Annotated in this window: 18 protein-coding genes; 16 read left to right on the forward strand and 2 right to left on the reverse strand. The window is 67.8% G+C overall.

From position 1 onward, the window contains the following. The first annotated feature begins 4 nt into the window (after positions 1-4). The 5 genes from LQF10_RS06410 (at position 5) to LQF10_RS06430 (ending at position 3,441) form a co-directional block, all read left to right on the forward strand. Positions 5-1,138, forward strand: a complete 1,134-nt coding sequence (locus LQF10_RS06410) for a glycerate kinase (RefSeq protein ID WP_231066650.1) — start codon at positions 5-7, stop codon at positions 1,136-1,138. 33 nt (positions 1,139-1,171) lie between these two features. Then, positions 1,172-1,759, forward strand: a complete 588-nt coding sequence (locus tag LQF10_RS06415; protein ID WP_231066651.1) for a hypothetical protein — start codon at positions 1,172-1,174, stop codon at positions 1,757-1,759. 168 nt (positions 1,760-1,927) lie between these two features. After that, positions 1,928-2,434 carry a toxin-antitoxin system HicB family antitoxin gene (locus tag LQF10_RS06420; protein ID WP_231066652.1) on the forward strand — a complete coding sequence of 169 codons (507 nt, stop codon included), beginning with the start codon at positions 1,928-1,930 and terminating at the stop codon, positions 2,432-2,434. Between the two features lie 12 nt (positions 2,435-2,446). After that, the gene (locus LQF10_RS06425) at positions 2,447-2,614 is read left to right on the forward strand and encodes a hypothetical protein (RefSeq protein ID WP_231066653.1); all 168 of its coding nucleotides are present in this window, start codon (positions 2,447-2,449) and stop codon (positions 2,612-2,614) included. A gap of 2 nt (positions 2,615-2,616) precedes the next feature. Next, a complete protein-coding gene (locus LQF10_RS06430) occupies positions 2,617-3,441 on the forward strand; it encodes a DUF4097 family beta strand repeat-containing protein (RefSeq protein ID WP_231066654.1) in 825 nt (274 codons plus the stop codon). On the opposite strand, the gene LQF10_RS06435 is transcribed toward LQF10_RS06430, so the two are convergent. Further along, positions 3,422-4,063: an alpha/beta hydrolase family protein gene (locus LQF10_RS06435; RefSeq protein WP_231066655.1), complete on the reverse strand. Its 642-nt coding sequence runs from the start codon at positions 4,061-4,063 to the stop codon at positions 3,422-3,424. The genes LQF10_RS06430 and LQF10_RS06435 overlap by 20 nt on opposite strands. Positions 4,064-4,155: 92 nt before the next feature. On the opposite strand from LQF10_RS06435, the gene ilvD (LQF10_RS06440) reads away from it, so the two are divergent. From ilvD (LQF10_RS06440) to LQF10_RS06475, 8 genes are all read left to right on the forward strand, one after another. Further along, entirely contained in the window at positions 4,156-6,018 is a 1,863-nt protein-coding gene (gene ilvD / locus LQF10_RS06440) for a dihydroxy-acid dehydratase (RefSeq protein WP_231066656.1), read from the forward strand. A gap of 79 nt (positions 6,019-6,097) precedes the next feature. Next, a complete protein-coding gene (gene ilvD / locus LQF10_RS06445) occupies positions 6,098-7,816 on the forward strand; it encodes a dihydroxy-acid dehydratase (protein ID WP_231066657.1) in 1,719 nt (572 codons plus the stop codon). Positions 7,817-7,935: 119 nt separating this feature from the next. After that, positions 7,936-8,379, forward strand: coding sequence for an SRPBCC domain-containing protein (locus tag LQF10_RS06450; RefSeq protein ID WP_231066658.1), 444 nt, complete (start codon positions 7,936-7,938; stop codon positions 8,377-8,379). Between the two features lie 60 nt (positions 8,380-8,439). Then, positions 8,440-9,117, forward strand: coding sequence for a 4a-hydroxytetrahydrobiopterin dehydratase (locus LQF10_RS06455; RefSeq protein WP_231066659.1), 678 nt, complete (start codon positions 8,440-8,442; stop codon positions 9,115-9,117). Positions 9,118-9,373: 256 nt separating this feature from the next. Beyond that, the gene (locus tag LQF10_RS06460; protein ID WP_231066660.1) at positions 9,374-11,209 is read left to right on the forward strand and encodes an acetolactate synthase large subunit; all 1,836 of its coding nucleotides are present in this window, start codon (positions 9,374-9,376) and stop codon (positions 11,207-11,209) included. 17 nt (positions 11,210-11,226) lie between these two features. Then, complete coding sequence (ilvN, locus tag LQF10_RS06465; protein WP_231066661.1) at positions 11,227-11,751, forward strand: acetolactate synthase small subunit; 525 nt, start codon at positions 11,227-11,229, stop codon at positions 11,749-11,751. 46 nt (positions 11,752-11,797) lie between these two features. Continuing rightward, a complete protein-coding gene (gene ilvC, locus LQF10_RS06470; RefSeq protein ID WP_231066662.1) occupies positions 11,798-12,826 on the forward strand; it encodes a ketol-acid reductoisomerase in 1,029 nt (342 codons plus the stop codon). A 211-nt stretch (positions 12,827-13,037) separates the two neighbouring features. Further along, positions 13,038-13,682: a hypothetical protein gene (locus LQF10_RS06475; RefSeq protein WP_231066663.1), complete on the forward strand. Its 645-nt coding sequence runs from the start codon at positions 13,038-13,040 to the stop codon at positions 13,680-13,682. A gap of 1 nt (position 13,683) precedes the next feature. On the opposite strand, the gene LQF10_RS06480 is transcribed toward LQF10_RS06475, so the two are convergent. Beyond that, complete coding sequence (locus tag LQF10_RS06480) at positions 13,684-14,073, reverse strand: DUF4870 domain-containing protein (protein WP_231066664.1); 390 nt, start codon at positions 14,071-14,073, stop codon at positions 13,684-13,686. A gap of 64 nt (positions 14,074-14,137) precedes the next feature. Here LQF10_RS06480 and LQF10_RS06485 point away from each other — a divergent pair, with 64 nt between their 5' ends. The 3 genes from LQF10_RS06485 to LQF10_RS06495 all read left to right on the forward strand — a co-directional run bounded on the left by LQF10_RS06485 (position 14,138) and on the right by LQF10_RS06495 (position 16,966). Then, entirely contained in the window at positions 14,138-14,632 is a 495-nt protein-coding gene (locus LQF10_RS06485; protein ID WP_231066665.1) for an ASCH domain-containing protein, read from the forward strand. Positions 14,633-14,707: 75 nt separating this feature from the next. Then, positions 14,708-15,751 carry a 3-isopropylmalate dehydrogenase gene (locus LQF10_RS06490; RefSeq protein ID WP_231066666.1) on the forward strand — a complete coding sequence of 348 codons (1,044 nt, stop codon included), beginning with the start codon at positions 14,708-14,710 and terminating at the stop codon, positions 15,749-15,751. 108 nt (positions 15,752-15,859) lie between these two features. Next, complete coding sequence (locus tag LQF10_RS06495) at positions 15,860-16,966, forward strand: branched-chain amino acid aminotransferase (RefSeq protein WP_231066667.1); 1,107 nt, start codon at positions 15,860-15,862, stop codon at positions 16,964-16,966. Positions 16,967-16,971: the final 5 nt, after the last annotated feature.

Below are 16,971 nucleotides of genomic sequence, written 5' to 3' on the forward strand. Positions count from 1 at the left end.
CTCCGTGAAGGTCGTTCTCGCTCCCGACTCGTTCAAGGGGTCTTTGACTGCCGCACAGGTGGCCGAGTGTCTCGCTCGGGGGGTGCGCCGTGCGGTGCCGGATGCCGTCTGCGTTGACGTTCCGGTTGCTGACGGTGGTGAGGGCACCGTGGCCGCTGCTGTCGCCGCGGGCTACACGCCGATCCAGGTGGACGTGACCGGCGCCCTCGGCGTGCCGGTCGCTGCCACCTACGCCCGCCGCGCGGGCCATGCCGTGATCGAGATGGCTGCTGCGGCAGGGCTTGATCAGGTCGGACCCGACATTCGCAGTGCCCGGACCGCCGGCACCGAGGGGGTCGGTGAGCTGATCCGGCACGCCCTGGACGCCGGGGCCACCGATGTGCTCCTCGGTCTGGGCGGCAGTGCGACCTCGGACGGCGGAGCAGGCCTGGTGAGGGCGCTGGGACTTGGTCTCACTGACGCCGAGGGCAGGCCCGTGCACTCGGGCGGCGCCGCCCTGATCGACCTGGCCGAGGTGGATGTGACCGGGCTGGACCCGCGGATCGCGGCCACCACATTCGTGCTCGCCGCCGATGTGACCTCACCGCTGCTCGGCCCAGCCGGAGCGGCCGCCGTGTTCGGTCCACAGAAGGGCGCGGACGAGGCAGCGGTGGCCGACCTGGAGGCGGGCTTGAGCCGCTGGGTGGACGCGCTCGCCGAAGCGGGAGTCCCTCGGGCGGCTGAGCTCGCCAGGGCCTCTGGCGCAGGGGCCGCCGGCGGTCTCGGGTACGCGGGCCTCGCGTTGCTCGGTGCGCAGCGACGGTCCGGCATTGAGGAGGTCCTGCGACTGGTCCGCTTCGCCGAGCAGGTGCGCGGCTCCGACCTGGTGATCACCGGGGAGGGGAGCATGGACGCGCAGTCCTTGGCAGGCAAAGCCCCGGTGGGCGTGGCAGCGGCAGCCGGTGCCGCAGGCGTTCCCGTTCTCGCGGTGGTGGGACGGTGTGCCGTGGACGAGGCGACTATTCGGGAGTATGGGATCGGTGCCGTCCACGCGCTGACGGATCTGGAACCGGATGTGCACCGGTGCCTGGCGAACGCGGCCGAACTCGTCGACCAGGCAGCAGAGCGCGCCGTCCGAGCCTGGAACCGCCGAACGTAAGCAGGACGGGCTCGTGTTCTTTACGGTGGAGTGATGAGGGGAACAACACAGGGACACAGAATCAATCGACGGCTGCGTACGGTGGTGCCGCTGGTGGCGATCGGAGGGATCGCCGTCGGGCTCGCTGGATGTACCGACCCGAGTCCTGGGTGGGACGGGGTGTGGGACTTCTCCACCGGCACAGCGGCCGAGTTGCCCCAGATCGACGGGGAGACCGTCGAAGGACCGGATGTCGATCCCGAGACCGTGCGGGAGATCGGCTCCGCGGGCAGCGCGACCGTGTTTGCGTCTCGGAGTGGGGATCTTCTGTGCCTGACCGTCTTTGCCACGGAAGCGCAGATCGCCGGCACCTCCTGCGCTGACGCTGAACCGTTCGACCGACGCGGCCTGGTCGCGGAGGTGCGAGGTTCGGGAGAGGGAGCAGATCTTGCGCTGTACGCGGTGCCCCTCGGCTTTGACCTGACCGAGATGGACGAGTGGCCCGGCGTCACGGCACTGACCGAGCAGGTCGCGGTTCAGGACCTGGCCCAGACCCGCGCGGCTGACTGGGACGCACCGGAGTCGGTGGTCCTGTCGGGGCCCCGTGCTCAGGAGATCGAACTCACGGTGGCCCGCGGCTGACCGCATGGGGACCGCCCCGATGACAGCAATAGGACAGCGCTGCGACCGCACTGCGACCGCACTGCGACCGCACTGCGCCGGCACAGTGATGGCACAGTGATGGCACAGTGACATCATTCTGCGTCATCCTTCTTGACAATGACGTCATTATGACGCCACCATGGTGTCATGGAACTGAACGGCTACCTCTCCTCGCTGCAGCAGGCGCTCGCGAATGCCACCGGCACCTCCTCGCCCGAGGTGCAGGAAGCGGCTGAACGGCTCGCCCAGACCCTCGAGCCGGCGTTGCGCCTGACCCTCATGGAACTCGCCTCCGATGTCGCGTCCGAGGTGACGCTCCGGTTGGAGGGTGCCGTGGTGGAGGTTCGTCTGCGTGGTGGCTCTCCTGAGCTGGTGGTGGAGCAGCAGGCGGCCGAGGTCGCTGAGATCCTCACACCACCCACCCCGCCTGAGCCACCCGCGCCGCCGCTGCCTGAGGACGACGGTTCCCAGACCCGGATCACGCTCCGCGTGACTGAAACGCTCAAGTCCCGTATCGACGACGCAGCCGCCAGCGACGGCGTCAGCGTCAACGCCTGGCTGGTCCGCGCTGTGCAACAGACGCTGGCCGGACCGAGCCCCACCGAGACCCGTCCCTCCACCTCCGGCCGGCGCATGACCGGCTGGGTCCGCTGAACGGAGCCCTCCATGTTCGACCACGTCGACAACGTCTTTGACGCCATCGCTGCCCGCCGCATGGGCGGGCCCCTAGAGCGACCGCACCGGCACATCGCCCGCCGTGGCGGCGACGTCACCGACGGTGACTTCACCTCCTACGACCCGCAACGGCGCTCGCGCCGGCCCGAAGGGATCTGAGCATGACCTCCGACCACAGCTTCGCCGTCGATGGGCCCGTCAGACTCCTCGTGCGGATGCGGTCCAGTGACGTCACCGTCACGGCCGCCGACACCGATACGGCATCGGTCACCTTTAGTGGGAATCCCGATCTCGCCGCCCGCATCCGGGTGGAGTTCGTCGGGGACCGCCTCGAGGTCGAAGCGCCGCCGGCCCGTACCGGCCTGTTCTCCTTCGGTGGATCGAAGATGACTGTGTCCGTGGTGGTCCCGCTCGGCTCCGACGCCGAACTGGAGACCGGCTCCGGCAACATCCGCACCACCGGGGAGCTCGCCGTGATCGGCACCCGGACAGGGTCTGGCAGTGTCCGGATCGCTCACGGCACGAGTGTGGATGCCACCTGCGGTTCAGGTGCCGTCACCATCGAGTCCGCCGTCAGTGTGCGCGTGACCACCGGTTCCGGCCGGATCGCGGTCACTGAGGCCGATGACGCGCAGCTGCGCACCGGATCGGGCACGGTCACCGCCGAGTCGGTGCGCACCATCGAGGCCTCCACCGGATCGGGTGATGTGATCATCCGCACCCTGGGTGTGTCGGCCACCTTGAAGAGTGGATCTGGCAACCATGTGGTGCGCCACGTGGCCCGCGGTGAGGTCACCGCCAAGAATGCCTCTGGCGATATCTCCGTCGGAGTTGCCCACGGCTCCGCCGCGATGCTCGACTGCTCCACCGTCTCCGGCAAGGTCCGCAGCGAGCTTGAACCCACGGGCGCGCCGGACAGTGACGCGGACGCCGTGGCGCTCCGGCTCCGGTCGGTCAGCGGCAACATCACGGTGCGTCGAGCCTGATCGCCTCTCTGCGTAGGTTCAGCCAGTCCCCGACGGCGGCCCGTAGCCCGGGCATATCGCCTTTCAGTGAGTGGTCGCCACGCAACTGCACCACGGTGCGCCCTGGTGCATCGGGCGGCATCCCGAACGGGTCCCGCTCACCTTGGACGACAAGTGTCGCCGCCGTGACTCCAGCCAACTCCGGAAGGCGTGACTTCGACGGATCGTCACCTTTGCCCGGTGGATGCACCGGGAAGGCGAGACACAGCACCCCGCAGGCTCCGACGTCGTCGGCGGTCCGACATGCCACCCGCGCACCGGAGGAGCGCCCGCCCGTGAGCAGCGGCAGCCCTGCCAACCATCCGTCCCGCAGGGCCGCGAGCACCTCCCGCCACGCGGTGTCCAACTGGTTCGCGGGCGCAGGCGCCCGCCGCCCAGCCACCCGGTACGGCTGTTCGGTGAGCACCACGCTCACACCCGCACCGACGGCCGTGGCCGTCGCCGCCTGCAGGTCGGGGGCACGGGTTCCACCGCCGGCGCCGTGACCCAGCACGAGGGTCGCCCACGGATCCGGTGCCGGGTGGTGATGCAGCCGCGCGAGGCCGTGCGTCGTCGCGATCTCAAGCACGTCGGCGGGGTCCATGAGACCAGGGTACGGACACGTTTCTCATTCGCACCGGGTGCAGTCGTATCGTGACGATCGGCGCGCTCTCAGCGCCTCGAAGGAGCGAATCGATGAGTCGTCCGTTGCGTTCACGCACATCCACCCATGGCCGCAATATGGCCGGAGCCCGCGCCCTCTGGCGCGCCACCGGAATGGGTTCGGAGGATTTCGGTAAACCGATCGTCGCGATCGCGAACTCCTACACCCAGTTCGTGCCCGGGCACGTGCATCTCAAGGACATGGGCGATCTGGTCGCTTCCGCCGTGCAGGAGGCTGGGGGAGTGGCGAAGGAGTTCAACACGATCGCCGTCGATGACGGCATCGCGATGGGCCACGGCGGCATGCTCTACTCCCTGCCCAGTCGCGATCTGATCGCCGACTCAGTGGAGTACATGGTCAACGCGCACTGCGCGGACGCCCTGGTGTGCATCTCCAACTGCGACAAGATCACCCCCGGGATGCTCAACGCGGCGCTGCGCCTGAACATCCCGGTCGTCTTCGTCTCCGGCGGTCCGATGGAGGCCGGTAAGGCGATCGTGGCCGACGGCGTGGCGAAGACGAACTTGAACCTCATCAACGCGATCAACTATTCCGCTGATGACAACGTCTCCGACGAGGCACTGGCCCAGGTTGAGGAGAACGCCTGCCCGACCTGCGGATCCTGCTCGGGCATGTTCACCGCCAACTCGATGAACTGCCTCACCGAGGCACTCGGGCTCTCTCTGCCGGGCAACGGCTCGGTCCTGGCCACCCACGCCGCGCGCAAGGAGCTGTTCCTCGAGGCGGGGCGGACCGTCGTCGAGCTGGCGAAGCGGTACTACGACGACGAGGACGACTCGGCCGCCCCCCGCAACATCGCCACCAAGGCCGCGTTCGGCAATGCGATGGCGCTCGACGTGGCGATGGGCGGGTCCACCAACACCGTGCTGCACATCCTCGCCGCCGCCCAGGAGGGCGAGGTGGAGTTCGGCCTGAGCGACATCGAAGAGATCAGCAGGAACGTGCCGTGCCTGTCGAAGGTAGCGCCGAACCACCCGAACTATCACATGGAGGATGTGCACCGGGCCGGCGGCATCCCCGCACTGCTGGGTGAGCTGGACCGGGCCGGGCTGCTCGAGCGTGACGTGACCAGCGTGCATACGCCCACCTTGACGCAGTGGCTCGCCGACTGGGACGTCCGAGGCGGCTCTGCCACCGACGAGGCGATCGAGCTCTTTCATGCCGCACCGGGCGGAGTGCGCACCACGCAGGCGTTCTCCACCTCGAACCGGTGGGAGTCGCTGGACACCGACGCCGCCGGGGGGTGCATCCGCGACCTGGCGCACGCCTACACGGTGGAGGGCGGTCTCGCGGTCCTGCGCGGCAACCTCGCCGAGGACGGTGCCGTGTTCAAGACGGCCGGCGTGGATCCGGATGTCTTCCACTTCGTCGGGAAGGCGCTCGTGTGTGAGTCCCAGGATGACGCGGTGGAGAAGATCCTCACCAAGCAGGTTCAGCCCGGTCACGTCGTGGTGGTGCGCTACGAAGGACCGGCCGGCGGACCGGGAATGCAGGAGATGCTCTACCCCACCTCCTTCATCAAGGGCCGGGGCCTGGGCAAGGTGTGCGCGCTGATCACTGACGGCCGGTTCAGTGGCGGGTCCAGCGGGATCTCGGTGGGGCACATCTCCCCGGAGGCCGCAGCCGGTGGGCTGATCGGGTTGGTCGAAGACGGTGACGAGATCGAGATCGACGTCGACTCCCGCTCGATCCGGCTGAACGTGCCCGACCAGGTGCTCGCCGACCGTCGCGCCAAGATGGAGGCCTCCGAGCACCCGTGGCAGCCCGTAGACCGGGACCGCTACGTCTCGCCGGCGCTGCGCGCCTACGCCGCGATGGCCACCTCGGCCGACCGGGGTGCGGTGCGGGACCTGTCGCTGATCCGCCGAGTCTGAGTCTGCCCACTCCTCATTCATGACGGCGCGGGGTGGGCTGGTGTCGGCATGTGCACTCGGGCGTTCCTATAGTGAGGGAATGAGCGATACCCCTGACACCCCAGGTGCCCCGGACATCAAGCCCCGCAGCCGCGTTGTCACCGACGGCCTCTCCGCCACCGCCTCCCGAGGGATGCTGCGAGCCGTGGGGATGGGGGATGAGGACTGGGTCAAACCACAGATCGGCATCGCCAGTTCGTGGAACGAGATCACCCCCTGCAACCTCTCCTTGGACCGGCTCGCCCAGGGTGCGAAGGAGGGGGTGCACGCCGGTGGCGGATACCCGCTGCAGTTCGGCACGATCTCCGTCTCCGACGGGATCTCGATGGGGCACGAGGGGATGCACTTCTCGCTGGTTTCCCGCGAGGTGATCGCCGACAGCGTGGAGACGGTGATGATGGCCGAGCGTCTCGATGGCTCCGTGCTGCTCGCCGGGTGTGACAAATCCTTGCCCGGCATGTTGATGGCGGCCGCCCGGCTCGATCTGGCGAGCGTCTTCCTCTACGCCGGTTCGATCATGCCCGGCTGGGTCAAGCTCTCCGACGGCACCGAGAAGGATGTGACGCTGATCGATGCCTTCGAGGCGGTCGGGGCGTGTCAGCGCGGGCGGATGTCCGTCGAGGACGTCGACCGCATCGAGCGTGCGATCTGCCCCGGCGAGGGCGCCTGCGGGGGGATGTACACCGCGAACACGATGGCCTCAGTGGCCGAGGCGATGGGAATGTCGCTGCCTGGATCGGCGGCACCGCCCTCGGCTGACCGGCGCCGGGACAATTTCGCCCACCGCTCCGGCGAGGCAGTCGTGGAGATGCTGCGCCGGGGGATCACTGCGCGCGACATCATGACCAAGGAGGCGTTCGAGAACGCCATCGCCGTGGTGATGGCGTTCGGCGGCTCGACCAACGCCGTGCTGCACCTGCTCGCCATCGCGAACGAAGCGGAGGTGGAGCTGACCCTCGAGGACTTCGACCGCGTGGCCTCGAAGGTGCCGCACCTGGGCGATCTGAAGCCGTTCGGCCGGTACGTGATGAATGACGTGGACCGCATCGGCGGCGTGCCGGTGATCATGAAGGCGCTGCTGGACGCCGGGCTGTTGCACGGCGACTGCCTGACCGTGACCGGGAAGACTGTTGCCGAGAACCTCGCGGACATCGCGCCCCCCGACCCGGACGGGAAGATCCTGCGGGCGTTGGACAATCCGATCCACCCCACCGGGGGCATCACCATCTTGCACGGATCCCTCGCCCCGGAGGGAGCGGTGGTCAAATCAGCCGGCTTCGACGAGTCGGTCTTCCAGGGGACCGCCCGCGTGTTCGAGCGGGAGCAGGCCGCATTGGCTGCCCTGGAGGATGGCACGATCACCGACGGCGATGTCGTGGTGATCCGCCACGAGGGCCCCAAAGGTGGTCCAGGCATGCGCGAGATGCTCGCCATCACCGGCGCCATCAAGGGGGCGGGACTCGGTAAGTCGGTGCTCCTGCTCACCGACGGCCGCTTCTCCGGCGGCACGACTGGTCTGTGCGTGGGGCACGTGGCGCCCGAAGCCGTCGACGGCGGCCCGGTCGCCTTCGTGCGCGACGGTGACCCGATCCGCCTGGACGTGGCGAACAAGACACTCGACCTGCTGGTCGAGGAGGACGAGTTGGAGCGGCGACGGTCTGAGGGTGTGGCCGAGGTGCCGCACGGGTTCATCCGCGGTGTGCTCGCCAAGTACGCCAAGCTCGTCGGCACCGCGTCGACGGGAGCGGTGCTGGGGTAGATCCGATCGAAAGATTGTGGTGATGACGTCGCACTCCGTCGACCTGGGCAGGTGCATGAGGGTGGCGCCTTGAGTTCCCCGCGGTTGCCGGACGTGCCCGTCGCACGCACGATGGCAGCATGAGTGATATCGAGGTGACGGTGCCACTGGCCGCTGACGCCGCGCACGCCTTCTCGGTGTACGTGGCCGGGCTCTGGTGGCCACCGGCCTGGTCTGAGGACCCGGAACGCTTCGAGCGGCTGGTGCTCCAGCCACGGGTCGGCGGGCGGGTTCTGGCCCGCTACACCGGCGGACGCGAGGACGACTGGGGCGAGGTCCTCGACTACCAGCCCGGTCGCCGGCTGCAGCACACCTACGCGCACGCCTCAGGTGTGCCCAGTCTCATCACGGCGGAGTTCGTCGACCGCGACGAGGGGGGCTCGGACCTGCACTTCCGGCACGGCGGATGGACCGCGGAGAACGACCAGGACCGACCGATGGCCGCCGTCTGGGCCGATCAACTCGACGTGTTCGCGGAGATGAGTGAGCGCGACCCGCGCCCGCCCCGCACACCGCCGGACTGAGATCGGCGCACGCACGCGCCACCTCTTGCCCATGCCGGTGCTCAGGAGCACGATGAGGATATGACGACACTGAGTGCAGAGCAGGTGGCAGCACACGACGGTCTTGAGGACTGGCGGGTCATCAAGACCTCCCTGCACACCAGTTATGCGACGGGATCCTTCGCCGTCGGGTCGCGCCTGGTCGGACGGATCGCGCAGATCGCCGACGAACTCAACCACCACCCGGACGTCACGTTGCGCTACCCGAACGTGCTGATCGAGACCACCTCCCACGACGTCGACGGTCTGACCGAACGGGACATCACGCTGGCACGGCGCATCAGCGAGCTCGCCCGTGCTGAGGGAATCGCCGCGGACCCGACGCGATGCAGTGCGCTGGAGATCGCCATCGACGCACTCGACCACGCCGCTGTGGCCCCGTTCTGGCGTGCCGTGCTCGGCTATGACGATGCAGCGCTGGGCTACGGCGGCGATCCTGACGAGCCGGATGCCCTGCGCCATCCGGACGGGCGCCACCCCGACGTCTGGTTTCAGCAGATGGACGCTCCGCGACCCCAGCGCAACCGCATCCACGTGGACGTGTGTGTCCCGCAGGACGTAGCCGAGGCGAGGGTGGCGGCAGCTGTGGCGGCGGGAGGCGTGCTGCTCTCCGACGACCGGGCACCGTCGTTCTGGGTGCTCGCCGACCTGGAGGGCAACGAGGCGTGCGTGTGCACCTCGTTCGGACGCGAGGGGTGAGCGTGTCCACCCAGTGATCTCATTGATCAATATGTGAGACGAAGGGCGATGTGATGTGACTCAAGGGGACGGGTGGGGCTACCATCGATTTATGTTCACGCAGACGATCGTCGTCGTACTTACCGGGCGCGCTCCCGCGGCCGTCTGACTGTCGACGATCCCACGCTGAGCGCGCACCCCTCGATCGCCCACCCGGGCCGAGGGGTTTTTGTATGTCCACACCAGATTTCTAACCCCGCAGATCGCAGGAGGAGCGATGGCCAACGTGCCACATCCCACGCCGCCGCGACCGCAGCCGCCGAAGCCGGCACTTGCCCCGGCCGACGCTGGCGCGGTCACGGGTGAGCCCATGACCGGTGCCGCATCGATCGTCCGCTCGCTCGAGGCCGTCGGGGTAGAGACGGTCTTCGGCATTCCGGGCGGGGCCGTGCTCCCGGTCTACGACCCGCTGTTCGACTCCTCGGTGCGACACATTCTGGTGCGGCACGAGCAGGGTGCCGGGCACGCTGCTGCGGGCTATGCAGCCTCCACCGGCAAGGTGGGCGTGTGTATGGCCACCTCCGGCCCCGGCGCCACGAACCTGGTGACCCCGCTGGCGGATGCCCACATGGACTCGGTGCCGATGGTCGCGATCACTGGTCAGGTCGCCGAGCCGCTCATCGGCACGGACGCCTTTCAGGAGGCGGACATCGTCGGCATCACCATGCCGATCACGAAGCACTCCTTCCTCATCACCGATCCGGCGGAGATCCCGGCTCGGATTGCCGAGGCGTTCCACATCGCCAGCACCGGTCGCCCTGGTCCCGTGTTGGTGGACATCGCCAAGAGCGCGATGCAGGCCCAGACCACCTTCACCTGGCCGCCGGCGCACCTGGACATCCCCGGATACCGGCCGATCACCAAGCCACACATCAAGCAGATCAAGGAGGCCGCCCGGCTGCTCGCCACCGCGCGCCGTCCCGTGCTGTATGTGGGTGGTGGGGCGATCCGGGCGAAGGCTTCCGAGGATCTGCTCAACCTGACGAACCTCTCCGGTGCTCCCGTCGTGACCACTTTGATGGCGCGCGGCGCGCTGCCCGACTCCCACCCACAGCACTTGGGTATGCCTGGGATGCACGGCACGGTGGCCGCTGTGGCTGCCCTGCAGAAGGCCGATCTCGTCGTGGCACTCGGCACCCGGTTCGACGACCGGGTGACCGGCCGGCTGGACAGTTTCGCCCCCGGCGCGACCGTGGTGCACGCCGATATCGACCCGGCGGAGATCTCCAAGAACCGCTTCGCCGATGTGCCCATCGTCGGCGATCTCAAGGACGTGCTCGCGGACTTGATTGCCGAGTTGGAGCGGGAGCAAGCTCACCATGGCAAGCCGGACCTGGAGGGCTGGTGGTCCACGCTGGATCACCTGCGCGAGACCTACTCCCTGGGCTGGACGCCCACCGAGGACGGGCTGCTCGCGCCGCAGCACGTGATCTCCCGGATCGGCGAGATCTCTGGACCCGACTCGATCTACGTCGCGGGTGTGGGTCAGCACCAGATGTGGGCTGCGCAGTTCATTCGCTACCAGAAGCCGCGGAATTGGCTGAACTCTGGTGGTCTGGGCACGATGGGTTACTCGGTGCCGGCCGCGATGGGCGCCAAGGTCGCGCGGCCGGATGACACCGTGTGGGCGATCGACGGTGACGGCTGCTTCCAGATGACCAACCAGGAGCTGGCCACCTGTGCCATCGAGGGCATCCCGATCAAGGTTGCCATCATCAACAACTCCTCGCTGGGCATGGTTCGTCAGTGGCAGACGCTGTTCTACGACTCGCGCTACTCGAACACGGACCTGAACACCGGTCACGAGACGGTGCGGATCCCGGACTTCGTCAAGCTCGCCGAGGCCTACGGCTGCGTCGGGTTGCGCTGCGACAAGGTCACCGACGTGGACGAGACGATCCGCCAGGCTGAGGCGATCAACGACCGGCCCGTGGTGGTCGACTTCGTGGTCAGCCGTGACGCGATGGTGTGGCCGATGGTCGCTGCCGGCGTCAGCAACGACGACATTCAGTACGCCCGTGGCATCAGTCCCGCTTTCGAGCGGGACGAGTGAGGAACAGTGAGTTGACCATGTCCCGACACACACTCTCCGTGCTCGTGGAGAACAAGCCCGGTGTGCTCACCCGAGTCTCGGCCCTGTTCGCCCGGCGCGCGTTCAACATCCACTCGCTCGCAGTGGGCCCCACCGAACACCCGGACATCTCCCGGATCACCGTGGTGGTCGACGTGGCGTCGAACCCGCTGGAGCAGGTGACCAAACAGCTGAACAAGCTCGTGAACGTCCTCAAGATCGTCGAGCTGGCTCCGCATGCTTCAGTGCAGCGGGAGCTGTTGCTGGTGAAGGTGAAGGCCGATGACGCCTCCCGCACTGCCGTGCTGCAGGTGGTCGAATTGTTCCGGGCGCATGTGGTGGACGTGACACCGGAGGCGGTCACCATCGAGGCCACCGGTGGCGAGGAGAAGCTGCAGGCGCTGCTCGCCTCGCTGGAGCCGTACGGTATCCGTGAGATTGTCCAGTCCGGCGCCGTGGCGATCGGCCGTGGAGCCAAGTCCATGACCGATCGCGCACTGGAGCGCATCAACCGCACTGCGTGAGCGCATCACCCATCCCTGAGTACGAACCCTAGAAGGAGAAATCACTGTGGCTGAGCTGTTCTACGACGACGACGCCGACCTGTCCCTGATCGCCGCCAAGAAGGTCGCCGTCGTCGGCTACGGCAGCCAGGGGCACGCCCACTCGCTGAACCTGCGGGATTCGGGTGTGGACGTGCGGGTCGGTCTGCGCGAGGGTTCCGCCTCGCGCCAGAAGGCCGAGGACGAGGGCCTGCGTGTGCTCACGGTCGCGGAGGCCGTCAAGGAGGCCGATGTTGTCGTGGTGCTGGCACCGGACCAGGTGCAGCGGCACGTCTACACCGACGAGATCGCCCCGAACCTTGCTGACGGCGCCACTCTGGTGTTTGGCCACGGCTTCAACATCCGGTTCGGCTACATCAAGCCGAAGGACTCGGTGGACGTGATCATGGTGGCCCCGAAGGGCCCCGGGCACTTGGTGCGCCGCGAGTACGCCGACGGCCGTGGCGTGCCGGTGATCGTGGCCGTGGAACAGGACGCCACCGGTTCGGCGTGGCCTCTCGCGCTCTCCTACGCCAAGGGCATCGGCGGACTGCGTGCCGGCGGGATCAAGACCACCTTCACCGAGGAGACTGAGACCGACCTGTTCGGTGAGCAGTCCGTCCTGTGCGGCGGCGCCTCGCAGCTGGTGCAGTACGGCTTCGAAACCCTCACCGAGGCCGGCTACCAGCCGGAGGTCGCGTACTTCGAGGTGCTGCACGAGCTCAAGCTGATCGTGGACCTGATGGTTGAGGGTGGGCTGGCCAAGCAGCGCTGGTCCATCTCCGACACGGCCGAGTACGGTGACTATGTCTCCGGCCCCCGGGTGATTGACCCCAACGTCAAGGAGAACATGAAGGCGGTGCTCGCGGACATCCAGTCCGGTGCATTCGCCGAGCGGTTCATCGCTGACCAGGACGCTGGGGCGCCGGAGTTCAAGGCACTGCGCGCCAAGGGTGAGCAGCACCCGATCGAGGCGACTGGGCGCGAACTGCGCAAGATGTTCTCGTGGATGAAGGAGACTGACTCCGACTATGTCGAGGGAAGTGCCGGACGCTGACGGAGGTACTCGCGACGTAGGAGCGGATGCCGGAGGAAGCGGGAGGTGCTTCCCGAAAGTAGGCATCGAGGGAAGTGCCGGACGCTGACCTCCGCTCCACCTCCTGACCACGGTGACTTCAGTGACGTGAATCGCAACGATTCACCACACTGAAGTCACCGTCGTCATGTCAGGGCAAGGTGACGGCGGTCCTGCGGCTACCATCAGCGCCATGACCGATGCTGGAGATCCGCCCGCTGAGCTCATTCCCGAGCCGACGGCGAAGCCCGGCCCGGATAGCCGGGAGACCTTTGTCTCCCGCGGCACCCGAGCATCGGTGAGCACTCTCGCGCCGATGCTGCGGCGTGCGGTGCGCATCCTGCGGTTCCCGGCCTACGCCGTCGGACTGGTCCCCGTGCTGCCATTGCTCGGCACGGCCGTCCTTGCCGCGACCGGCGACGGCTGGGATCGCATCCTGCTCCTGGTGCTTGCCGCGGCAGGCGTCGCCGTGGTGGTGCTGTGGTGGATCCGCATCCATCGATACGTCAGCGCGGTGGCCGATCCGGAGGCGCTCACCGAGGAGTTCGTCCGCCTGGTGGACCTGCTGGAGATGCGCGATGAGGTGCTCGAGCGTCTCAAGCGCCTCGCGGAGAAAGGCGGCTTGCGGTTCTTCCGGCGGTTGCGCTCGTTGTGGCGGGTGGTGACGATCCCGGACTACCTCACCGAGCGGATCGAGGGCCTGGACCGAGCTCGTTGGTTCGTCCCTCCTGCTGTGGCGACCACCGTCGTCCGCGCGACGGCACTGTACTGGACCGCGATCATCTCCTGGATCGCCTTCCTGCTCCTGCTGGCGCTACGCCTCGCGGGCGCCGTCTGAGTCAGTTCAGGATGCGAATCTGGAATGGGTAGCGGTAGACCTCCCCGCGACTGGCGCGTACCGCTCCGATGATCGAGAAGATGAGTTGCAGGAGTCCTGGCACGACGATCAGCACGAGCCCGACCGGCAGCAGCACGAATGTGAAGAACAGGATCCATCCGATCACCATCGCCACCCAGACGGTGAGGTGGAAGTTGAACGAACTCGCGGCGGCATTGCGAACCAGCGGTCCCCGCCCGCGCCAGATCAGCCAGACGAGCAATGGACCCGCAATGGAGACGAATCCTGCGCTGACGATCATGGCGATGATGGGGGAGAGGTGCGCGAGGATCGCGATGGTGCGGTCCTCGCCCCCTGCCTGGTGCGGCTGCTGGTCAGACTGCTGGGTCATTGTTCCTCCGGGGTCGTTGGGTACAGCGTGCACCAGTGAGGGCCCGGAGTGCGAGGATGTGGCCATGGATTCGGACGAAGTCGCTGCGTTCTGGAAGCAGGCGCGAGTGCGTGGGCGGGTGGCCTGGCTCGAGCCGTTCGTGGGCCAGCACCGGGTGAGCACGTTGCCACCGCCGGCGTTCGCTTTCGCCCCGGAACCTCACCTGGCTCAGGACATGGCCGAGGCGGTACTCGAGGGGCGGCGGACCGCCGTCAGTACGCTCCGTTCGGAATTTCCCTCCGAGGGCGACCTCCCCCAAGAGGGTGACCTCGCCATCGTGCTGGACGGCCGCGACCATCCGGTCGCACTGATCCGCACCGTGGAGGTACGGGTGTGCCGGTTCGCCGAGGTGGATGAGCGGCATGCCCACGGTGAGGGGGAGGAGAGCGTGCACGAGTGGCAGCGGCGTTACCGCACGGTCCTGGCAGCGGATGAGGCGAGTGAGGTGGTGCTCGAGCGGATCGTGTTGGTGTTCCCGCCCGTGCAGAAGGTCACCACGGGCGTCCCGCAGCACAGCTGATGCGCACGTGAGCGTGGCTGCTCGCTATCCGAGACGAATTGTCCGCCAGGTGGGATCGCAGCTACGCTGCACGGCATGGCACGCACGATCAAGCTCGCAGTCGTCGGTGGTGACGGAATCGGCCCCGAGGTGACCGCCGAAGGTCTCAAGGTGCTCGACGCAGCATTGGCTGGCACCGACGTGACCATCGAGCGCACCGACTTCGAGTTGGGGGCCGCACGGTGGCACGCCACGGGTGAGACCCTCACCGATGACGATCTCGCCGCGATCAGCTCCCACGATGCGATTCTGCTCGGCGCCGTCGGTGACCCGACTGTGCCCTCTGGCGTGCTCGAGCGGGGCCTGCTGCTGAAGCTTCGCTTCGCCCTGGACCACTACGTGAACCTGCGCCCTTCGCGACTCTTCCCGGGTGTGCCGGGCCCGCTGGCCAATCCCGGTGCGGTGGACTTCGTCGTTGTGCGCGAAGGCACGGAGGGCCCCTACGTGGGCAATGGCGGCGCCCTGCGTGTGGGCACCCCGCATGAGATCGCCACCGAGGTCAGCGTGAACACCGCCCACGGTGTGGAGCGCGTGGTTCGGGACGCCTTCGCACGCGCCCAGGCTCGCCCCCGCAAGAAGCTCACCCTCGTGCACAAGCACAACGTGCTCGTACACGCCGGGCACCTGTGGCGCCGCACCGTCGACGCCGTCGCACCCGAGTTTGCGGACGTCACCGTGGACTACCTGCACGTGGACGCGGCCACCATCTTCATGACCACGGACCCGGCTCGGTTCGACGTGATCGTCACCGACAACCTGTTCGGCGACATCATCACCGACCTCGCCGCTGCGATCACCGGCGGTATCGGGCTCGCCGCTTCCGGCAATGTGAACCCGGACCGCACGTTCCCCTCGATGTTCGAGCCGGTGCACGGATCCGCGCCAGACATCGCGGGCCAGCAGAAGGCCGACCCGACCGCAGCGATCCTCTCGGTCGCGCTGTTGCTCGACCACCTGGGCCTCGCCGAACAGGCCCGGCGCATCGAGGCAGCCGTGGAAGCCGATCTCGCTGCGCGCGACGGCAGCGTCCGCAGCACTGCCCAGATCGGCGACGCCCTCGCCGCACGAGTAGCCGGCTGAGCGAGCGCCCGGGCACCTGCCCCCTGCGCCTCGCTCCCACTCGGACCCCATGAAGCGGGTCCGGGAGGTACCGTCATACTCGCAACCACGGTAAGAGGGGCAATTCCCATGACTGAGCAGATCCACGCCGATGCGTCGGCGTTCGCGGTGCGACCCTCCTCGCACCCACGCAGCCTGGCCGAGCGCACTGCCGCGCTCGAACACCTGGCGTTCGGCACCACCTTCTCCGACCACATGGCCCACGCCGTCTGGACGCCTGATGCCGGGTGGCACGACCAGCGGATCGAGGCCTACGGGCCGATCAGCCTGGATCCGGCGGCAGCGGTGCTGCACTACGCGCAGGAGATCTTCGAAGGGCTGAAGGCGTATCGGCACGCGGACGGGTCTGTCTGGGCGTTCCGCCCCGAGGCGAACGCCCATCGATTCGCCACCAGCGCGCACCGTCTCGCACTGCCCGAGCTGCCTGCCGAGCACTTCCTGGGCTCCATCGAGGCTCTCGTGCGCACCGATCTGGAGTGGGTGCCGGACTCCCCGGGGTCCTCGCTGTATCTACGCCCGTTCATGTTCGCCTCCGAGCCGTTCCTCGGGGTCCGTCCGGCCAAGCAGGTGGACTACCTGCTCATCGCCTCCCCGTCCGGCCCGTACTTCACCTCGGGGTTCCAACCGGTCTCCATCTGGGTGGCTGAGGACTATCACCGGGCCGGCCCGGGCGGAACCGGGGCAGCCAAATGCGGTGGAAACTACGCTGCCAGCCTGCTCCCGCAGCAGCAGGCGGCCGCGCACGGGTGTGCTCAGGTGTGCTTCCTCGATGCCGCGACGAACACCTACCTCGAAGAACTCGGTGGGATGAACGTCTTCCTCATCACCGACGACGGCGCCGTGCACACGCCAGAACTCACCGGCACCATCCTTGAAGGGGTGACCCGCAGCTCCATCCTGCAACTCCTCCGCGACGATGGCCGCGACGTGCACGAGCGGCAAATCACGTTGGCGGAGATCACCGAGCAGGTGGCCTCGGGTCGGATCACGGAGATCTTCGCCTGCGGGACGGCGGCGGTGGTGACCCCGGTGGGCCACCTCAAAGGGGCCGAGTTCGACCTCACCGTGGCCGATGGGAACGCCGGAGCGCTCACCCAATGGCTGTATGGGCACCTCACCGATCTGCAGTACGGCCGCACCCCGGACCCGTACGGGTGGATGCGTCGCTTGGACTGATCGAT

Origin of the sequence: Ruania halotolerans (assembly GCF_021049285.1) — a bacterium.
GTDB lineage: Bacteria > Actinomycetota > Actinomycetes > Actinomycetales > Beutenbergiaceae > Ruania > Ruania halotolerans.